The following is a 16,586-nucleotide window of genomic DNA, read 5'->3' as shown; positions in this document are numbered from 1 at the left end:
GGATGCGGCCGATGTAGGCGGCGCGCTCGGTGACGCTGATGGCGCCGCGCGCGTCGAGCAGGTTGAAGGTGTGCGCGGCCTTCAGCACCTGTTCATAGGCGGGCAAGGCGAGCTGCTGCTCCATCAGCGCCTTCGCGTTGCCCTCGTGGGCCGTGAAGGCGCTGAGCAGGAATTCGACATTGCTGTGCTCGAAGTTGTAGGCGCTCTGCTCCTGCTCGTTCTGCAGGTAGACGTCGCCGTAGCTCAGCCCCTCGGTCCACCGCAGCTTGTAGACGTTGTCGACGCCCTGCAGGTACATCGCCAGGCGTTCCAGGCCGTAGGTGATCTCGCCGGTGATCGGCCGGCAGTCGATGCCGCCGACCTGCTGGAAGTAGGTGAACTGCGTGACCTCCATGCCGTTGAGCCAGACCTCCCAGCCCAGGCCCCAGGCGCCGAGCGTCGGGTTCTCCCAGTCGTCCTCGACGAAACGGATGTCGTTGGCCTTGAGGTCGAAGCCCAGCGCCTCGAGGCTGCCAAGGTAGAGCTCCAGGATGTTGCTCGGCGCGGGCTTGAGCACCACCTGGTACTGGTAGTAGTGCTGCAGGCGGTTGGGGTTCTCGCCGTAGCGGCCGTCCTTGGGCCGGCGGCTGGGCTGCACGTAGGCGGCCTTCCAGGGCTCGGGGCCGAGGGCGCGCAGGAAGGTCGCGGTGTGGCTGGTGCCGGCGCCGACCTCCATGTCGTAGGGCTGCAGCAGCGCGCAGCCCTGGTCGGCCCAGTACTGCTGCAGGCGCAGGATGATTTGCTGGAAGCTCAGCATCGTCTGAAGTCTCGGGGAGCCGCGACATGCAACTTGGCATGCCACCGTTGGGTCACGATTCTAGGTGGCGACCCCGAGCGAGCCGAGGGCGACGTTTCACCCGTCTTGCTCTTCGATCGCTTGAACAGCACCTTCTGGCCGGCGACGCGGGCTGTGGTGCTGTGCGGAGCGAAGTAAAGGGGGAGAGGCGGGCGCAGCCCGACTCGGAGGACATGAGCGGAGTACAGCGCCGCAGGCCGCGTTGACGGCTCGCTCGCCGGCGCGCATGCGAAGGCAGTTCAGTGCAACTGCCGCTCCGCCAATCGCATCTTCAGCCCGACCGGGAACATCGTGAAGGCGAGCCGCTCGCGCGGCGCGCCGCCGCCGTCCGGGCCGACCTCGATCAGCTCGAAGTTGCGCGCCAGCATGGACAGCACCATCTTCATCTCCAGCAGCGCGAGGTAACGGCCCGGGCACAGCCGCGGGCCGGCGCCGAAGGGCATGCTGGCCTTCTGCGTCCCCCGCTCGCGACCCTCGGCGCCGCCTTGCCAGCGGCCGGGTCGGAAGTCGGCGATGTCGTCGGCCAGCTTGCGGTCGAGTGCCGCCTTGCGCATCAGGCAGAACAGCGGCCCGCCGCGCGGCACGTCGAAGCCGGCGATGCGCGTCGGCCGGTTGGCCTCGAGGAAGAGCAGCGGCGCGACCGGCTTGAGCCGCATGGCCTCGTTGACGCTGGCCTCGATGCGGTCGAGGCCGCGCGCCGCGTCGAAGCTGGGCGGCAGCGGCTCGCCGCCGAGCGCGGCATCGACCTCGGCCACGACCGCCTGCCAGTCGCCGCGGTGGGTGTGCAGCAGCCAGAGGGCCCAGCCCAGGGTGTTGGCGGTGGTGTCCTCGCCGGCCAGCAGGACGGTCAGCACATTGCCGGCGACCTCTTCCTCGGTCAGCGCGCTGCCGTCGGCGTCGCGCGCGGCCAGCATCGCCTCCAGCAGGTCGGCCGGCTGCTCGCGGCGCATCGGTTCGTCCTGCAGGCGCTGCCGTGCCGCGCGGACGAAGCCGCGCACCGCCTCGTGCACGTGCACGAGGTGGCGGTCGTAGTCGCGGTCGATCGGCAGGCGCACGTAGTGCCAGTACGGGAAGGGCATGTTGATGCGGCGGAACAGCATCGGGAACATCTTGTCCAGGTGCTCCTGCAGCGGGTGGGCCGCGGCGATGGTGTTGAGGTCGACGCCGAAGGCCAGGCCGGTGGTCACGTCGACCGTGTAGCGCATCAGCGAGGCCTGCAGATCGATGGCCTCGCCGCGCCGCGCGGCCTCGCGCCAGCGCGTCATCAGCCGCTCGGTCACACGCAGCAGCGACGGGTAGAAGCGCTTCAGGTGCGCCGGGTCGAAGGCGCTCATCACGAGCCGGCGCTGGCGCCGCCAGTCGTCGCCCTCGGCCGAGAAGACGCCGTGGCCGCCGCTCTCGCGGATCACGGCCTCGATGGGCCGCATGCGGCGCCAGGTGTCGGGCCGGTCGCGCAGCGCGGCGGCGATGGTCTCGGCGTCCGATACGACCAGCGCGTCGCGCGGACCGACACGCAGCCGGTAGGTGGGGCCGTAGGCATCGGCCCAGTCCTCCATCTGCCGGTGCAGGTTCGGCAGATCGAACTGCAGCAGGTTGCCGACGACCGGCCAGCGGCGCGGTCCGGACAGGTCGGCGACGCAACGCGCGGGCGGCGGCGCCCCTTCGGCGGGCGCGACGGGCACTTCGGGCAAGGTCGACATGCGCGGACCTCCGGTCGGCTGCGGACGGCCGGATTCTGCGCGCCGCGCCCGCCGACGCGAGCCCTAGAAGGGAATCATGGCCTGCAACCGCAGCGTCAGCTTCGGCGCCGCGCCGCCGGTACCGGCCAGCAGCCCGGCCTCGAACTCGCCGTCGTCGTCGTCGTCGCCGAGCTTGACGAACAGCGCCGGCCCGAGGATGTGCGACTGTTCGCGCCGCGGCGCCCAGTGGTCCCAGCGCCCGAGCTTGCCGAAGCCCTGCGCGCCCCAGTCGACGCGGCCGCCGGCGTGGTGGCGCAGCTGCCACTGGTAGCCGAACTCGGTCGGCTCCTGCGGCTCGTCGGCCCCGACGCGCCGTTCGAACAGCAGGTTGAGGTTGCCCTGCACCGCGCCCCACTGCATCTGCAGCAGCGGACCGTAGCGCAGCTCGTAGCCTTCGGACGACTCGCGTTCGCGCTCGACCTCGAACAGCAGGCCGATGTCCCAGGGATGCTTGCCGGTCTCGGTGAGCTGGAAGCGGTTCTCCCACTCCAGCGACAGCACGCGCGTCGACTCGCCGAGCTCGCGGCCGAAGTTGACGGTCGCCTCGGCCGCCCACCACGAGGTGAAGCCGTACTCGACGCCGAGCTTGCCGCCCCAGAAGCTGCGGCCGTCGCGGTCGCGGGCGATGCCGGCCTTGCTGTCGATCTCGCGCTCGCCCTTCTCGACGATGGGGCTGAAGATGTAGTCGGCCGGGTCGGCGTGGGCCGTCGCCCCGCAGGCGGCAAAGATCAACGGCAACAGATTCTTCAAGGGTCGGGACATGGGAATTTCTCCTGTCCTTGGACTCTACCGGCGTCGATGCCCTGCGCCGCGCGCCGACGCGCCGCGTTCAGCGGCCGTTCAGGCCCGGTTCAGGCAGCGGCGAGGGCGCGGCGACGGCGCCAGGCGGCGGCCGCGACGACGACCGCGAGGGCCAGACCGATCGCCGGCCCCAGGCCCAGGCGCCCGGCCCAGTCGGCATAGGGCGTGTTGCCCTGACGGCCCTCGACCTCGCCTTCGAGCACGCCGCGGGTATGGGGCGCGAGCGCCCGCACGACGCGGCCGTGGTGATCGATCAGCGCCGTGGCGCCGGTGTTGGTGGCGCGGATCATCGGGCGCTGCAGTTCGATCGCGCGCATGCGCGAGATCTGCAGGTGCTGGGAGATGGCGACCGTGTCGCCGAACCAGGCGATGTTGCTGAGATTGGCCAGCACCGTCGGCGCGCGCGCCGGATCGGCAAAGCGTGCGGCCAGCTCCTCGCCGAACAGGTCTTCGTAGCAGATGTTGGGACCGATGCGCTGGCCCTGGGTCTCGAACGAGGGCGCCGCCGGCGGCCCGCGGTTGAAGTCGCCGAGCGGGATGTCCATCATCGCCACGAACCAGCGGAAGCCCCAGGGGATGAACTCGCCGAAGGGCACGAGGTGGTGCTTGTCGTAGCGGTAGTGGCCGCCGGTCAGCGCCGCCGACTCGCGCGACAGGCCGGCCGCCGAGTTGGTGTAGCCCGTCGCCGGGTCGCCCAGCGGCACGCCGATCAGCGCAGCGCGGCCTGCGTCGGCGAAGGCAGCGCGCAGCTGCTCCCACAGACCGTCGGGCAGCTGCGAAGGCAGCAGCGGGATCACGGTCTCGGGCGCGACGACGAGCTGCGCGCGCGCATCGACCATCTGCCGCAGCGCCCAGCCCAGGGCCTCGGGCTGCAGCTCGGTCACGAACTTCTCGTTCTGCGGCACGTTGCCCTGGATCAGCGCGACCGACAGCGTGCCGGCCGGGTCGGTGAAGCGCTGCGGCAGCGCCAGCGGCGCGAACCACAGCAGCAGCGCGGCCGCCATGGCGGCCCAGCGTGCACGGCCGGCCGCATCGACGGCGCCGGCCACCAGGGCCGCGACGCCGGCCGACACGGCGCCGATGCCGTACACGCCGACCCAGGCGGCCAGGCCGGCCAGCGGCCCGTCCACGTGCGCATAGCCCGCGGCGGCCCAGGGAAAGCCGGTGAAGACGAGGCCGCGCGCCAGTTCGGCCAGCAGCCACAGCGCCGCGAACAGCAGCGCGTCGCCGGCCGGCCGGCCCGGCCGCCAGCGCACCCAGGCCGCCAGTGCCGCGGCGAGGTAGAGCGCCAGGAAGGCGCACAGCGCCAGCACCGCCAGCGCGGCCATCCAGGCCGGCAGGCCGCCGTAGCGGTGCATGCTGATGAAGAGCCACCAGACGCTGCCGACCAGCCAGGCGGTGGAGAACGCGCCGCCCAGCAGCGCCGCCCGCCAAGGTCCGCCGGCCGCGCCGACCCGCCACGCCAGCACGGCGACGCAGGCCATCTGCAGCCAGCCCAGCCGCGTCAGCGCGAACGGCAGCGCGTGGAGCGCGCCGGCCGCCAGCGCCACCGTCAGCTCGATGCCGAGCGGCCAGCCGCCGGCCGGGCGCGGCAACCGCGTCAAGCCGCGGGCTCGCCGGCGTCGGCCGGGCCTTCGGCGCGCGTGACCTTGAACCAGCGCACCGCGCCGCCCCGGGCCAGCATCACCGAGAAGCGCAGGCCGCCGACGTCGACCGTCTCGCCGCGGCGCATCACGCGTCCGTGCTCGTGGGCGACCAGGCCGCCGATGGTGTCGAAGGCGTCCTCGGGCAGCTGGCTGGCGAAGGCGGCGTTGACCTCGGCGATGGCGGCGTCGCCGGCGACGCGCTGGCTGCCGTCGGCCAGCGTGAAGACGCCGGACTCGCCGTCCTTGTCGTCGAACTCGTCCTCGATCTCGCCGACGATCTCTTCGAGCACGTCCTCGATGGTCAGCAGGCCGGCGGTCTTGCCGAACTCGTCGATGACGATGGCGAGGTGGTTGCGGTTGGAGCGGAAGTCGCGCAGCAGTTCGTTCAGGCCCTTGGTCTCGGGCACGAAGACGGCCGGGCGCAGCAGCGCGCGCAGGTTGAGCTCGGGGGCGCGCTGCAGCTTGAGCAGGTCCTTGGCCATCAGCATGCCGATGACCTGGTCGCGCTCGCCCTCGAAGACCGGGAAGCGGGAGTGGCCGGTGTCGATGACCACCGCGAGCAGCTCGTCGTAGGGGGCGTCGATGTCCAGCAGGTCCATGCGCGGCGCGGCCACCATCACGTCGCCGGCCGTCATGTCGGCCATCCGCAGCACGCCCTCGAGCATGATCCGCGACTCGGGCTCGATCAGCTCCTTGAGCTCGGCATCGGCCAGGGTCTCGATCAGTTCGTCCTTGGAGTCCGGGCCGGGCGAGAGGAACTCGACCACGCGCTCGAACAGGCTGCGCTTGTCGGATGAGAGCGACGCCTTGTCGCCCGCGCGGGCGGGCCGACCTGGTTGAGGCTCGGACACTGGGGCGGTGCCGGTAGTGGGAACGATTCCGAGAATACCCCAGCGTCATGGCGGTCTCCACCGCCCGCTACGATCCGCGCCCCGGCCCGAGGCTTGCTTGACAGTGCCCGGGCCTTGATCGACAGTCGCCCACCCTCAGCTGGGCACTCCTGACTTCTGCTGCCCATCGGTCCCGCCTCATGTCACTGATCCCCGCCACCATCCTCACCGGCTTCCTCGGCTCCGGCAAGACGACCCTGCTCAAGCGAGTTCTGTCCGAATCTCACGGCCAGAAGATCGCCGTGATCGAGAACGAGTTCGGCGAGGAGAACATCGACAACGACATCCTGGTCGCCGAGACCAAGGAACAGATCGTCCAGATGAGCAACGGCTGCATCTGCTGCACGATCCGCGAGGATCTGCGCGCCACGCTGTCCGACCTGGCGGCCCGCAGGCGCAAGGGCGAGCTCGACTTCGACCGCATCGTGATCGAGACGACGGGCCTCGCCGATCCCGGCCCGGTGGCACAGACCTTCTTCATGGACGACGAGATCGCCGAGAGCTACCTGCTCGACTCGATCCTGACCCTGGTCGACGCCAAGCACGCCGACCGGCAGCTCGACGACCGCCAGGAGGCGCGCCGCCAGGTGGGCTTCGCGGACCAGCTCTTCCTGTCCAAGACCGACCTGGTCGCGAAGGAAGAGACCGAGGCCCTGATCCACCGGCTCAAGCACATGAACCCGCGCGCGCCGCTGAAGGCGGTGCACTTCGGCGAGGTGCCGATCAAGGACGTCTTCGACCTGCGCGGCTTCAACCTCAACGCCAAGCTCGACATCGACCCGGAGTTCCTGAACGCCGACGCCCCCGATCACCACGGGCACGATCACCACGATCACGAGCACGGCGAGCACTGCGACCACCCGCACCACCATGTCCACGACGACGACGTGAAGAGCTTCGTGTTCCGCTCCAACCGGCCGTTCAACGCGGCCAAGCTCGAGGACTTCCTGGGGACGATGGTCAACCTCTACGGCCCCAAGATGCTGCGCTACAAGGGCGTGCTGCGGGTCCAGGGCTTCGACAAGAAGGTCATCTTCCAGGGCGTGCACCAGCTGATGGGCAGCGACGTCGGGCCGGCCTGGGCCGACGGCGAGACGCGCGGCAGCAAGATGGTCTTCATCGGCATCGACCTGCCCAGGGACCTGTTCCTCCACGGGTTGGAGCAATGCCTGGCCTGAGGGTCCACCCGCCCCGCCAGCCGCGACACAGGTGGCTACAATCCGCCGCTCTCGAATCCGGCATGAGCTTCTGGCCATGCCCGATGGAGCAGGTATAAAGCTGCCGTGAGGAGATTCGCGCCGTGAGCAAGACCCCGGTCAAGGCCGCAGCAAAGAAGTCGGCCAAGGCGCCGCCCAAGAAGGCGGCCGCGAAGCCGCCGGTCAAGGCGGCTGCCAAGAAGCCGGTGGCCAAGCCGCCGGCCAAGAAGGCCGTTGCGGCGAAGAAGCCGGTGGCGGCCAAGAAGGCCGCTGCCAAGCCGGCCCCGAAGCCGGTGCCGAAGCCCGCGGCCAAGCCTGTTGCCAAGCCCGCCGTCAAGGCGAGCGCCAAACCCGCGCCGGCCGCCAAGAAGCCGGCTCCCGCCCCCGTCACGAAGAAAGCGTCCGCCCCGCCCGTGCCTCCGACGACTCCTCCCCAAGCGACCCCCGCACCGGCAGCCACCAAGACGCCGACCCGCCTGCGCAGCGCCAAGTCGGCGCCCACCGTGTCGGTCGATACGCACCCGCCGTCGATCCCCCTGCCGCCGCCGAGCCGCCCGCCGGCCAGCAACGTCATCGACCTGCCGCGGCCGGTGCGCAAGATCGACCCGAAGCTCGCCAACGTCTGGAAGACCAAGGCCGGCCGCGACCTGAGCGAAGACGAGCTGATGGCGATGCCCGACAGCGAGTACATGAACGACAAGCAGCTCGAGTTCTTCCGCGTGCGCCTGATGCAGCAGCGCAACGACCTGCTCGACAACGCCGGCGAGACCACCGAGCACCTGCGCGAGGACACGTCCATCGTGCCCGACCCGGCCGACCGCGCGACGATCGAGGAAGAGCACGCGTTGGAGCTGCGCACGCGGGACCGCGAGCGCAAGCTGCTGAAGAAGATCTCGCAGTCCATCGCGCGCATCGAGGCCGGCGACTACGGCTACTGCGACGAGACCGGCGAGCCGATCGGCCTGGGCCGCCTGCTGGCCCGTCCGACCGCGACGCTCTCGCTCGAGGCGCAGCAGCGCCGCGAGATGAAGCAGAAGATGTTCGGCGACTGACGCCGCACGTCGCCGCCCCACGACCGGACCTGAGCAGATGGCCGACGCCGATTCCGACGCCAAGGGCGGCAGCAGCTTCTTCCGCAAGGTGGTGAAGTTCGTCGCCAATCCGGCCACGGACTGGGCCGAGATCAACTCGAACACCAACCAGGAAGAGGCGCTGCAGAGCGGCTACGCCAAGAGCGAGCTCAAGGCGATGATCGAGCGCAAGCGACGCAACGACTTCGTGCGCAAGCGCGAGTTCGACATGCTGCGCAAGATCCGCCGCGAGGGCCTGCCGCCCGACGGCCTGGCCGCGCTCCAGGGCTCGGACCTCGACGATTCCGACCAGCCGCGCGCCAACAGCGTGGCCCGGCCCGACGATGCCGCGGTCAAGGCGAAGATCGACGAGATCGAGCAGCAGATGGAAGGCGAGGTCATCGCCCGTCGCACGACCACGTCCTCGCACCCGCCCTCGTTCTACAACGCGCCGACCGTGCAGGGGGGCTTCGACGAGCACGCGCCGTCGATGAACGAGCCCTTCCAGGTGGCGCCGGCTGCGGCCGCGCCGGCACCCGCACCGCTGGCGCCTGCGGCCGCCACGCCGGCAGCCGCCGCTGCCGCCCCCGATGCAGGCAACGGGCTCGACTGGCCGTCGGCACCGGTTCCGCTGGCGGCCACACCGCCGGCGCCCGCGGCCAGGGCGCCGGCACGGCCGGCGCTGGGGCCGCAGGCCGGCTCGGACTTCAACAATCCCTTCGCGGTCGAGGTCAACGAGATCGCGCACGACCCCGAGCTCGACGAAGCGGTGATCTCCTTCGCGAACGCCGAGTTCGAGTCCTGCGAGCGATCGATCACGGGCCTGATCGGCGCCGATGGCGAGCGCGCCAACCATGCCGAGACCTGGCTGGTGCTGTTCGACCTCTACCGGGCGACCGGGCAGCAGCAGCCCTTCGAGAGCCTGGCGCTGGACTACGTGCAGCGCTTCGGCTGGTCGGCGCCGCAGTGGTTCTCGATCCCCCAGCTGGTGGCCGCCGAGGCGGCGGCTGCGGCAGCGGCCGGCACGCCCAGCGCCGTGCGCGTCGAGGGTGCGGTGGGCTGGGTCGCTCCCGCCCTGCTCGACGTCGAGGCCGTGAGCCAGTTGCGCGCCAAGACGCTGCAGATGCCGATGCCCTGGGTGCTGGACTGGGGCTCGCTGCGGAGCGCGGAGCCGCAGGCCTGCAACGAGCTCAGCGAGCTGATGCGCCACTGGGCGACGCAGAAGATCCAGATGCGCTGGATCGGCTTCGATCAGTTGCTCAAGCTGCTGACCGACACCGCACCGACCGGCGTGCGCGACTCCGACCCGGTCTACTGGCTGCTGCGCCTCGAGTCCCTGCGACTGGCCAACCGCCCCGACCAGTTCGACGAGGTCGCGATCGACTACTGCGTAACCTACGAGGTCTCGCCCCCGTCGTGGGAGAAGTCGTCCTGCATCGTCAAGATGGCCGACTCGACCGGCATCACGCTGTCGTCGCGCGCGATGGTCACCGACGTGTCGACCGGCTTCGCCGAGTCGCAGGTGATCGAGGAGGCCGGCGGTCTGCGGACTTCGGCGGTCGAGCTGTCGGGCCAGCTGGTCGGCGACATCGGCAACGTCCTCCGCCTGCTGGAAGGCCAGCTCGGTGCGGCCACCGTGGTCAACGTCAACTGCGCCCGGCTGATCCGCATGGACTTCGTCGCCGCCGGCGACCTGCTGAACTGGGTGCTGCATCGCCGCGGCGAAAACCGGCTGGTGCATTTCGACGACGCCCACCGCCTGCTGGCGTTGTTCTTCAACGCGATGGGCATCAACGAGCACGCGCGCGTCAAGGTTCGCAACATCTAAGCCGCGCAGCCGGGCCGCGCGGGCCGGGCGCTTGAAACCGGCGGCTGCGGCCCCGATCTCCCTGACATGGACTCGTATCACGGCACCACCATCGTCAGCGTGCGGCGCGGCCGCGAGGTCGCGCTCGGCGGCGACGGCCAGGTCACGCTCGGCAACATCGTCGTCAAGGCCAGCGCGCGCAAGGTCCGCAAGCTCTACAAGGACCAGGTGCTGGCCGGCTTCGCCGGGGCGACGGCCGACGCCTTCACGCTGTTCGAGCGCTTCGAGGCCAAGCTCGAGAAGCACCAGGGCCACCTGGCGCGTGCCGCGATCGAGCTGACCAAGGACTGGCGCACCGACCGCGTGCTGCGGCGGCTCGAGGCGATGCTGGCCGTGGCCGACCGTGAGACCTCGCTGATCATCACCGGCAACGGCGACGTGCTGGAGCCCGAGCACGGCATCATCTCGATCGGCTCCGGGGGCGCCTACGCGCAGGCTGCCGCGCGCGCGCTGCTCGAGCACACGGCCATGCCGCCCCCCGAGCTGGTGAAGAAGTCGCTCGAGATCGCCGGCGAGCTGTGCATCTACACCAACCAGAACCACACCGTCGAAGTGCTGACTTCGGTGATCGGTGATCAGTGATCGGCAATGCCGTTCTCAACCGATCACTGATCACCGATCGCCGACAACCCCATGAACATGACGCCGCAGGAGATCGTCTCCGAGCTCGACCGACACATCGTCGGCCAGAAGGATGCCAAGCGCGCCGTCGCGATCGCGCTGCGCAACCGCTGGCGGCGCCAGCAGGTCGACGACAGGCTGCGCCCGGAGATCACGCCGAAGAACATCCTGATGATCGGGCCGACCGGCGTCGGCAAGACCGAGATCGCGCGGCGCCTGGCCCGGCTGGCGGACGCCCCCTTCATCAAGGTCGAGGCGACCAAGTTCACCGAGGTCGGCTACGTCGGCAAGGATGTCGACACCATCGTGCGCGACCTGGTCGACGTGGCGGTCAAGCAGACCCGCGAGGCGGCGATCCGCGCGCACCGCACGCGCGCCGAGGACGCCGCCGAGGAACGGCTGCTCGACGCGCTGCTGCCGCCGCCGTCCGGGCACCCGGGCTTCGGTCTGACGCCCGCGGCCCCTGCCGCCGACAGCACGGCGCGCCAGACTTTCCGCAAGCGCCTGCGCGAGGGCACGCTCGACGACAAGGAGATCGAGATCGAGCTGGCCGAAGCGCGCCCCGCGGTCGAACTGCTCGGCCCACCCGGCATGGAGGACATGGCCGAGCAGCTGAAGGGTCTGTTCGCCAACCTCGGCCAGGCGCGGCGCCAGGCCCGCAAGCTGCGCATCGCCGAGGCGCGCCAGCTGCTGATCGACGAGGAGGCTGCCAAGCTCGTCAACGAGGACGAGATCAAGGCCCAGGCGCTGCAGGCCGCCGAGCAGAACGGCATCGTCTTCATCGACGAGATCGACAAGGTGACCTCGCGCAGCGACGGCGGCGGCACGGCCGAGGTCTCGCGCCAGGGCGTGCAGCGCGACCTGCTGCCGCTGGTCGAGGGCACGACGGTCAGCACCAAGCACGGCACGGTCAAGACCGACCACATCCTCTTCATCGCCTCGGGCGCCTTTCACCTGAGCAAGCCCAGCGACCTGATCCCGGAGCTGCAGGGGCGCTTCCCGATCCGCGTCGAGCTCGGCCCGTTGAGCGTCGACGACTTCGAGGCGATCCTGACCCAGACCCACGCCAACCTGACGCGCCAGTACCAGGCGCTGCTGGCGACCGAGGGCCTGGCGCTGGACTTCGAGCCCGGCGGTGTGCGGCGCCTCGCCCAGATCGCGCACGACGTCAACGAGCGCACCGAGAACATCGGCGCCCGCCGCCTGTCGACCGTGATGGAGCGCCTGCTCGACGAGGTCAGCTTCGACGCGCCGAAGCTCGCGGGCCAGACGGTGCGGATCGACGCTGCCTACGTCGATGCCAGGCTCGGGGCCCTGGCGGTCGACGAGGACCTGTCGCGCTTCATCCTGTGAGCTGGCCCCAGTCGCTGTGCCGCCGCGCCGCGCGGCCGGCGGCGATGGTCAGCAGGCCGTCGAAGATCAGCGAGTCGATCAGCTCGTAGCCGATGCCGAGGGCCGGCGCGACCTTCCAGCCGGCCCCGCCCGTCACGTAGCAGTGCGGCGTCTCACCGCTGTGGCGCCGCAGCTGGCGGTGCATGCGCTCGATCGCGCCGGTGATGGCGTAGGTGCCGCCGCTGGTGAGCGCGTCGCTGGTGTTGGTCGGGAACTCGCGCACCTCGCCGGTCGGCACGCGCAGGCCGGCCGTGCCGGCCTCCAGCGCCTTGAGCATGATGCCGTGGCCGGGCAGGATCAGGCCGCCGAGAAAGCGCCCGTCGGCGTCCAGCGCGTCGACCGTCACCGCCGTGCCGGCCATGACGACCAGCACCGGCCCGCGCCGGCCGCCGGCCAGCAGGCGAGCACGCGCGCCGATCAGCGCCACCCAGCGGTCGCTGCCCAGGCGCATCGGATGGTCGTAGCCGTTGACGACGCCGGCCTCGGCCGCGCTCGACACGACCCAGCGCGGCGTCACGTCCCACATCTCGAGCTGCTCCTCGACCCGATGACGCACCGAGTCGCCGGCGACGCAGCAGCCGATCATCGCGGCCGGCGGCGCGAGCCGCGCCCAGTCGCCTTCGTCGAGCTGGTCGATCGTCTCCAGGAACAGCGCGCCGTGCGCCAGCGGCTCGCGGCCGAGCTCGCAGGAGGCGTACTGCGCCCACTTCAGCCGCGTGTTGCCGATGTCGATGGCCAGCAGTGTCATGGGCGCACGCTCATTCGGAGTGCGGTCCCGGGCTGGTGTCCTCGTCGACCAGGGTATTGCCCAGACCCAGCAGCTCGCGCGCGCGAATCAGCCGACCCTGGGCCTCGCGCGGCCGACGCGCCTGCACCAGGCTGCGCTCGATCTGCCACACCAGTTCGATGAGTTCATAGCGGGTGCGCGCGCGCCCGACGCGCAGCGCGGTCAGCGAGCTCATGACCGGGCCGTCGACGAGCAGCGTGCCGATCAGCAGGCTGCGCACCTCGGACAGCAGTCCCTCCTCGGTGCCGTCGCCCACCGGCGCCGGGGCACGGGCCGGTGCGGGCGGTGGCAGCGAGGCGGCGCGCTTCGCGGGCCGCTGGGCAGGCCGCTGGGCAGGCGTCAGCACCGGCGCCTCGGGCAGGGGCAGCAGCGGCGCCGGCGCCGAGACGCGCGCCGCCGGCTTGGGCTTGTACTTGGGCGGCGCGAACTTGACCTTGGCCGGCCGCGCCGGCTCGGCCGTACCCACCGCCTCGACCGGCGGCGGCGCCGCCGAGACAGGCGGCACGACCGGATCGGGCACCGGCTCGCCCCGGGCCAGGGGCGTCAGCACCGGCAGGTCGATGGCGGCAATGACCGCCATCGCAGGCTCTTCCTCCGGCAGCGCCTCGGCCACGAGCGGCGCCGGGGGGGGTGCTGGCGCGAGCTCGACCGCCACGGGATCGACGGGCGCAGGCGCCGCGGACAGCGGGGGCGGTGTCGCCGGTTCGGGCTCGGCCGCCGGGGCGGCCACCTCCACCAGGCCCATCGCGACCAGCTCGTCGAAGTAGCCGGCGGTCACGCCGGCCTGCTGCGCCAGGGCCACGACCTCGTCCCGGCTGCGCTTGCCGTCGACCAGCAGCAGCACCGTCCGGTGCCGCTGGCCGAGCTTGCGCGTGCGGCGGCGCAACTCGTCCTGACCGAGTTCGGTCTTGACGGGAGATGGGGACGGGACGCTCATCGTAGGAAACCTTGCCGCAGATTGTGGCGCGGTTCGCCGCGGCCGCCGGGGCCTGCAGGGCGTCCGGGGCGCCCAATGCGTCAAGGAAACGACGCCCGCCGGCCGTTCTGCGGGGGGCCGCCGGCTTGCCACAGATTGACGTTTACGTTAACGTCAACAACCTCTGCCGCCGCGCCCGCCTGGAGTTCCCGATGACCGACCTGTCCGCCGAATTCAAGGCGCTCGCCGACTACCGCCCGACGCACAAGGTCCGCTTCGTCACCGCGGCCTCGCTGTTCGATGGCCACGACGCGTCGATCAACATCATGCGGCGCATCCTGATGGGCATGGGCGCCGAGGTGATCCACCTCGGGCACAACCGCTCGGTCGACGAGGTCGTCACCGCGGCGCTGCAGGAAGACGCGCAGGGCATCGCGGTCAGCTCCTACCAGGGCGGGCACGTCGAGTACTTCAAGTACATGGTCGAACTGCTGCGCGCGCGCGGCGGCGACCGGATCCAGGTCTTCGGCGGCGGTGGCGGCGTCATCGTGCCGGCCGAGATCCGCGACCTGGCCGACCACGGCGTGCGCATCTTCAGCCCCGAGGACGGCCAGCGCATGGGGCTCGCCGGAATGATCGGCGAGATGGTGATGCGCTGCGATCAGGACCTGACGGTCCATGCGCCGGCCGACCTGAAGGCGATCCAGGGCCATGGCGAGGCGGCCTGGCGCGCGCTGGCGCAACTGGTCACCGCGCTGGAGAACGGCTCGGCGCCGGAGGCGCTGAGGAAGTCGCTGCACGTGGCGGCCGGCAAGGCCCGGGTGCCCGTGCTCGGCATCACCGGCACCGGCGGCGCCGGCAAGTCCAGCCTGACCGACGAGCTGATCCGCCGGCTGCGGCTGGACCAGGGCGACGCGCTGCGGATCGCCGTCGTCTCGATCGACCCCTCGCGTCGCAAGAGCGGCGGTGCGCTGCTCGGCGACCGCATCCGCATGAATGCGATCGGCCCGTGGCAGGCCGGCCCGCGCGTCTACATGCGCTCGCTCGCCACCCGCGAGGCCGGCTCGGAGATCAGCGCCGCGCTGCCCGACGTGATCGCCGCCTGCAAGGCCGCCGGCTTCGACCTGGTGATCGTCGAGACCTCGGGCATCGGCCAGGGCGACGCGGCGATCGTGCCGCATGTCGACGTGCCGATGTACGTGATGACGCCCGAGTTCGGCGCCGCCAGCCAGCTCGAGAAGATCGACATGCTGGACTTCGCCGAGTTCGTGGCGATCAACAAGTTCGACCGCAAGGGCGCGGCCGACGCGCTGCGCGACGTGAGCAAGCAGGTGCAGCGCAACCGCGAGGCCTTCAAGCAGCTGCCCGAGGCGATGCCGGTGTTCGGCACGATGGCCAGCCGCTTCAACGACGACGGCGTGACGGCGCTCTACCAGGCGCTGGCCGTGCGGCTGAAGGCGCTGGGCCTGAAGCTCGGCGAGCCCCGGCTGCCCACCGTGAACGTGCGCCACAGCAGCAACCAGACCCCGGTCGTGCCGCCGGCGCGGGTGCGCTATCTGGCCGAGATCAGCGACACCGTGCGCGGCTACAAGAAGCGCGCCCTGGCGCAGGCGCATCTCGCCCGCGAGATCCAGCAGCTGCGCGCCGCCGCCGCGATGCTGACGGTCGGCAAGCCCGACAAGCCGAAGGCGGCCGATGCGGCCAACGACCTCGCCAGGACCCGCGATGCCCGGCTGGATGCCGACGCCCGCAAGCTGCTGGCGCAATGGCCCGAGATGCAGAAGGCCTATGCCGGCGACGAGTACGTGGTGAAGATCCGCGACAAGGAGATCCGCACCGCGCTCGTCACGACCTCGCTGTCGGGCACCAAGATCCGCAAGGTCGTGCTGCCGGGCTACGAATGCCACGGCGAGCTGCTGAAGTGGCTGATGCTGGAGAACGTGCCGGGCAGCTACCCCTACACCGCCGGCGTGTTCGCCTTCAAGCGCGAGGGCGAGGACCCGACACGCATGTTCGCCGGCGAGGGCGACGCCTTCCGCACCAACCGGCGCTTCAAGGTGGTGAGCCAGGGCATGGACGCCAAGCGCCTGAGCACCGCCTTCGACTCGGTCACGCTCTACGGCCATGACCCGGCGGTCCGGCCCGACATCTACGGCAAGGTCGGCAACTCGGGCGTCAGCATCGCGACGCTCGACGACATGAAGGTGCTCTACGACGGCTTCGACCTGACCAACCCGAGCACCTCGGTCAGCATGACGATCAACGGCCCGGCGCCGTCGATCCTGGCGATGTTCATGAACACCGCGATCGACCAGAACCTGGCGAAGTTCAAGCAGGAGAACGGCCGCGAGCCGACCGACACCGAGGCCGCGAAGATCCGCGCCTGGGTGCTGGAGAACGTGCGCGGCACGGTGCAGGCCGACATCCTGAAGGAAGACCAGGGCCAGAACACCTGCATCTTCAGCACCGAGTTCAGCCTGAAGGTGATGGGCGACATCGCCGAGTACTTCGTGCACCATAAGGTGCGCAACTTCTACTCGGTGAGCATCAGCGGCTATCACATCGCCGAGGCCGGCGCGAACCCGATCTCGCAGCTGGCGATGACGCTGTCCAACGGCTTCACCTTCGTCGAGGCCTATCTCGCGCGCGGCATGCACATCGACGACTTCGCGCCCAACCTGAGCTTCTTCTTCAGCAACGGCATGGACCCGGAGTACACGGTGCTGGGCCGCGTCGCGCGCCGCATCTGGGCGGTGAGCATGCGCGAGAAGTACGGCGCCAACGAGCGCAGCCAGAAGCTCAAGTACCACGTCCAGACCAGCGGCC

The 16,586-nt window shown here is 70.7% G+C and carries 13 protein-coding genes; 6 read left to right on the top strand and 7 right to left on the bottom strand.

Features of this window, described 5'->3' with window-relative positions:
• From QZV97_RS18030 to QZV97_RS18010, 5 genes are all read right to left on the bottom strand, one after another.
• Positions 1-796 (bottom strand): glycine--tRNA ligase subunit alpha (locus QZV97_RS18030; RefSeq protein ID WP_295645788.1); only part of this gene is annotated, 796 nt, incomplete at its 3' end.
• 278 nt (positions 797-1,074) lie between these two features.
• Positions 1,075-2,535 (bottom strand): cytochrome P450, encoded by a 1,461-nt coding sequence (locus tag QZV97_RS18025; protein ID WP_295645785.1) that lies wholly within the window; start codon positions 2,533-2,535, stop codon positions 1,075-1,077.
• Between the two features lie 63 nt (positions 2,536-2,598).
• A complete protein-coding gene (locus tag QZV97_RS18020) occupies positions 2,599-3,336 on the bottom strand; it encodes a hypothetical protein (RefSeq protein WP_295645782.1) in 738 nt (245 codons plus the stop codon).
• Positions 3,337-3,425: 89 nt separating this feature from the next.
• The gene (lnt, locus tag QZV97_RS18015; RefSeq protein WP_295645779.1) at positions 3,426-4,979 is read right to left on the bottom strand and encodes an apolipoprotein N-acyltransferase; all 1,554 of its coding nucleotides are present in this window, start codon (positions 4,977-4,979) and stop codon (positions 3,426-3,428) included.
• Positions 4,976-5,872: a transporter associated domain-containing protein gene (locus QZV97_RS18010; protein WP_295645776.1), complete on the bottom strand. Its 897-nt coding sequence runs from the start codon at positions 5,870-5,872 to the stop codon at positions 4,976-4,978. Before QZV97_RS18010 ends, lnt begins: the two co-directional genes overlap by 4 nt.
• A 179-nt stretch (positions 5,873-6,051) precedes the next feature.
• Between QZV97_RS18010 and QZV97_RS18005 the strand changes: the two genes are divergently transcribed.
• The 5 genes from QZV97_RS18005 to hslU all read left to right on the top strand — a co-directional run bounded on the left by QZV97_RS18005 (position 6,052) and on the right by hslU (position 12,018).
• Positions 6,052-7,089 carry a GTP-binding protein gene (locus QZV97_RS18005; protein WP_295645773.1) on the top strand — a complete coding sequence of 346 codons (1,038 nt, stop codon included), beginning with the start codon at positions 6,052-6,054 and terminating at the stop codon, positions 7,087-7,089.
• A 122-nt stretch (positions 7,090-7,211) separates the two neighbouring features.
• Positions 7,212-8,159: an RNA polymerase-binding protein DksA gene (dksA, locus tag QZV97_RS18000; RefSeq protein WP_295645770.1), complete on the top strand. Its 948-nt coding sequence runs from the start codon at positions 7,212-7,214 to the stop codon at positions 8,157-8,159.
• Positions 8,160-8,196: 37 nt separating this feature from the next.
• Positions 8,197-10,005, top strand: coding sequence for an STAS domain-containing protein (locus QZV97_RS17995; RefSeq protein WP_295645765.1), 1,809 nt, complete (start codon positions 8,197-8,199; stop codon positions 10,003-10,005).
• 66 nt (positions 10,006-10,071) lie between these two features.
• Positions 10,072-10,626, top strand: a complete 555-nt coding sequence (gene hslV / locus QZV97_RS17990) for an ATP-dependent protease subunit HslV (RefSeq protein ID WP_295645761.1) — start codon at positions 10,072-10,074, stop codon at positions 10,624-10,626.
• Positions 10,627-10,677: 51 nt separating this feature from the next.
• On the top strand, positions 10,678-12,018 hold the full coding sequence (gene hslU, locus QZV97_RS17985; protein ID WP_295645758.1) for an ATP-dependent protease ATPase subunit HslU: 1,341 nt from the start codon (positions 10,678-10,680) through the stop codon (positions 12,016-12,018).
• Here hslU and QZV97_RS17980 read toward each other — a convergent pair.
• Both QZV97_RS17980 and QZV97_RS17975 read right to left on the bottom strand, forming a co-directional pair.
• Entirely contained in the window at positions 12,008-12,805 is a 798-nt protein-coding gene (locus QZV97_RS17980; RefSeq protein WP_295645755.1) for a type III pantothenate kinase, read from the bottom strand. The two genes, hslU and QZV97_RS17980, sit on opposite strands and share 11 nt — an antisense overlap.
• Before the next feature lie 10 nt (positions 12,806-12,815).
• Positions 12,816-13,781 carry a hypothetical protein gene (locus tag QZV97_RS17975; RefSeq protein WP_295645752.1) on the bottom strand — a complete coding sequence of 322 codons (966 nt, stop codon included), beginning with the start codon at positions 13,779-13,781 and terminating at the stop codon, positions 12,816-12,818.
• Between the two features lie 191 nt (positions 13,782-13,972).
• Between QZV97_RS17975 and QZV97_RS17970 the strand changes: the two genes are divergently transcribed.
• On the top strand, positions 13,973-16,586 hold a 2,614-nt coding region (locus tag QZV97_RS17970; RefSeq protein ID WP_295645750.1), incomplete at its 3' end, for a methylmalonyl-CoA mutase family protein.

The organism is uncultured Methylibium sp. (genome assembly GCF_902826655.1).
In the GTDB taxonomy this organism is placed as follows: Bacteria; Pseudomonadota; Gammaproteobacteria; order Burkholderiales; family Burkholderiaceae_C; genus Methylibium.
This window is presented reverse-complemented; position numbering and strand designations above follow the sequence as displayed.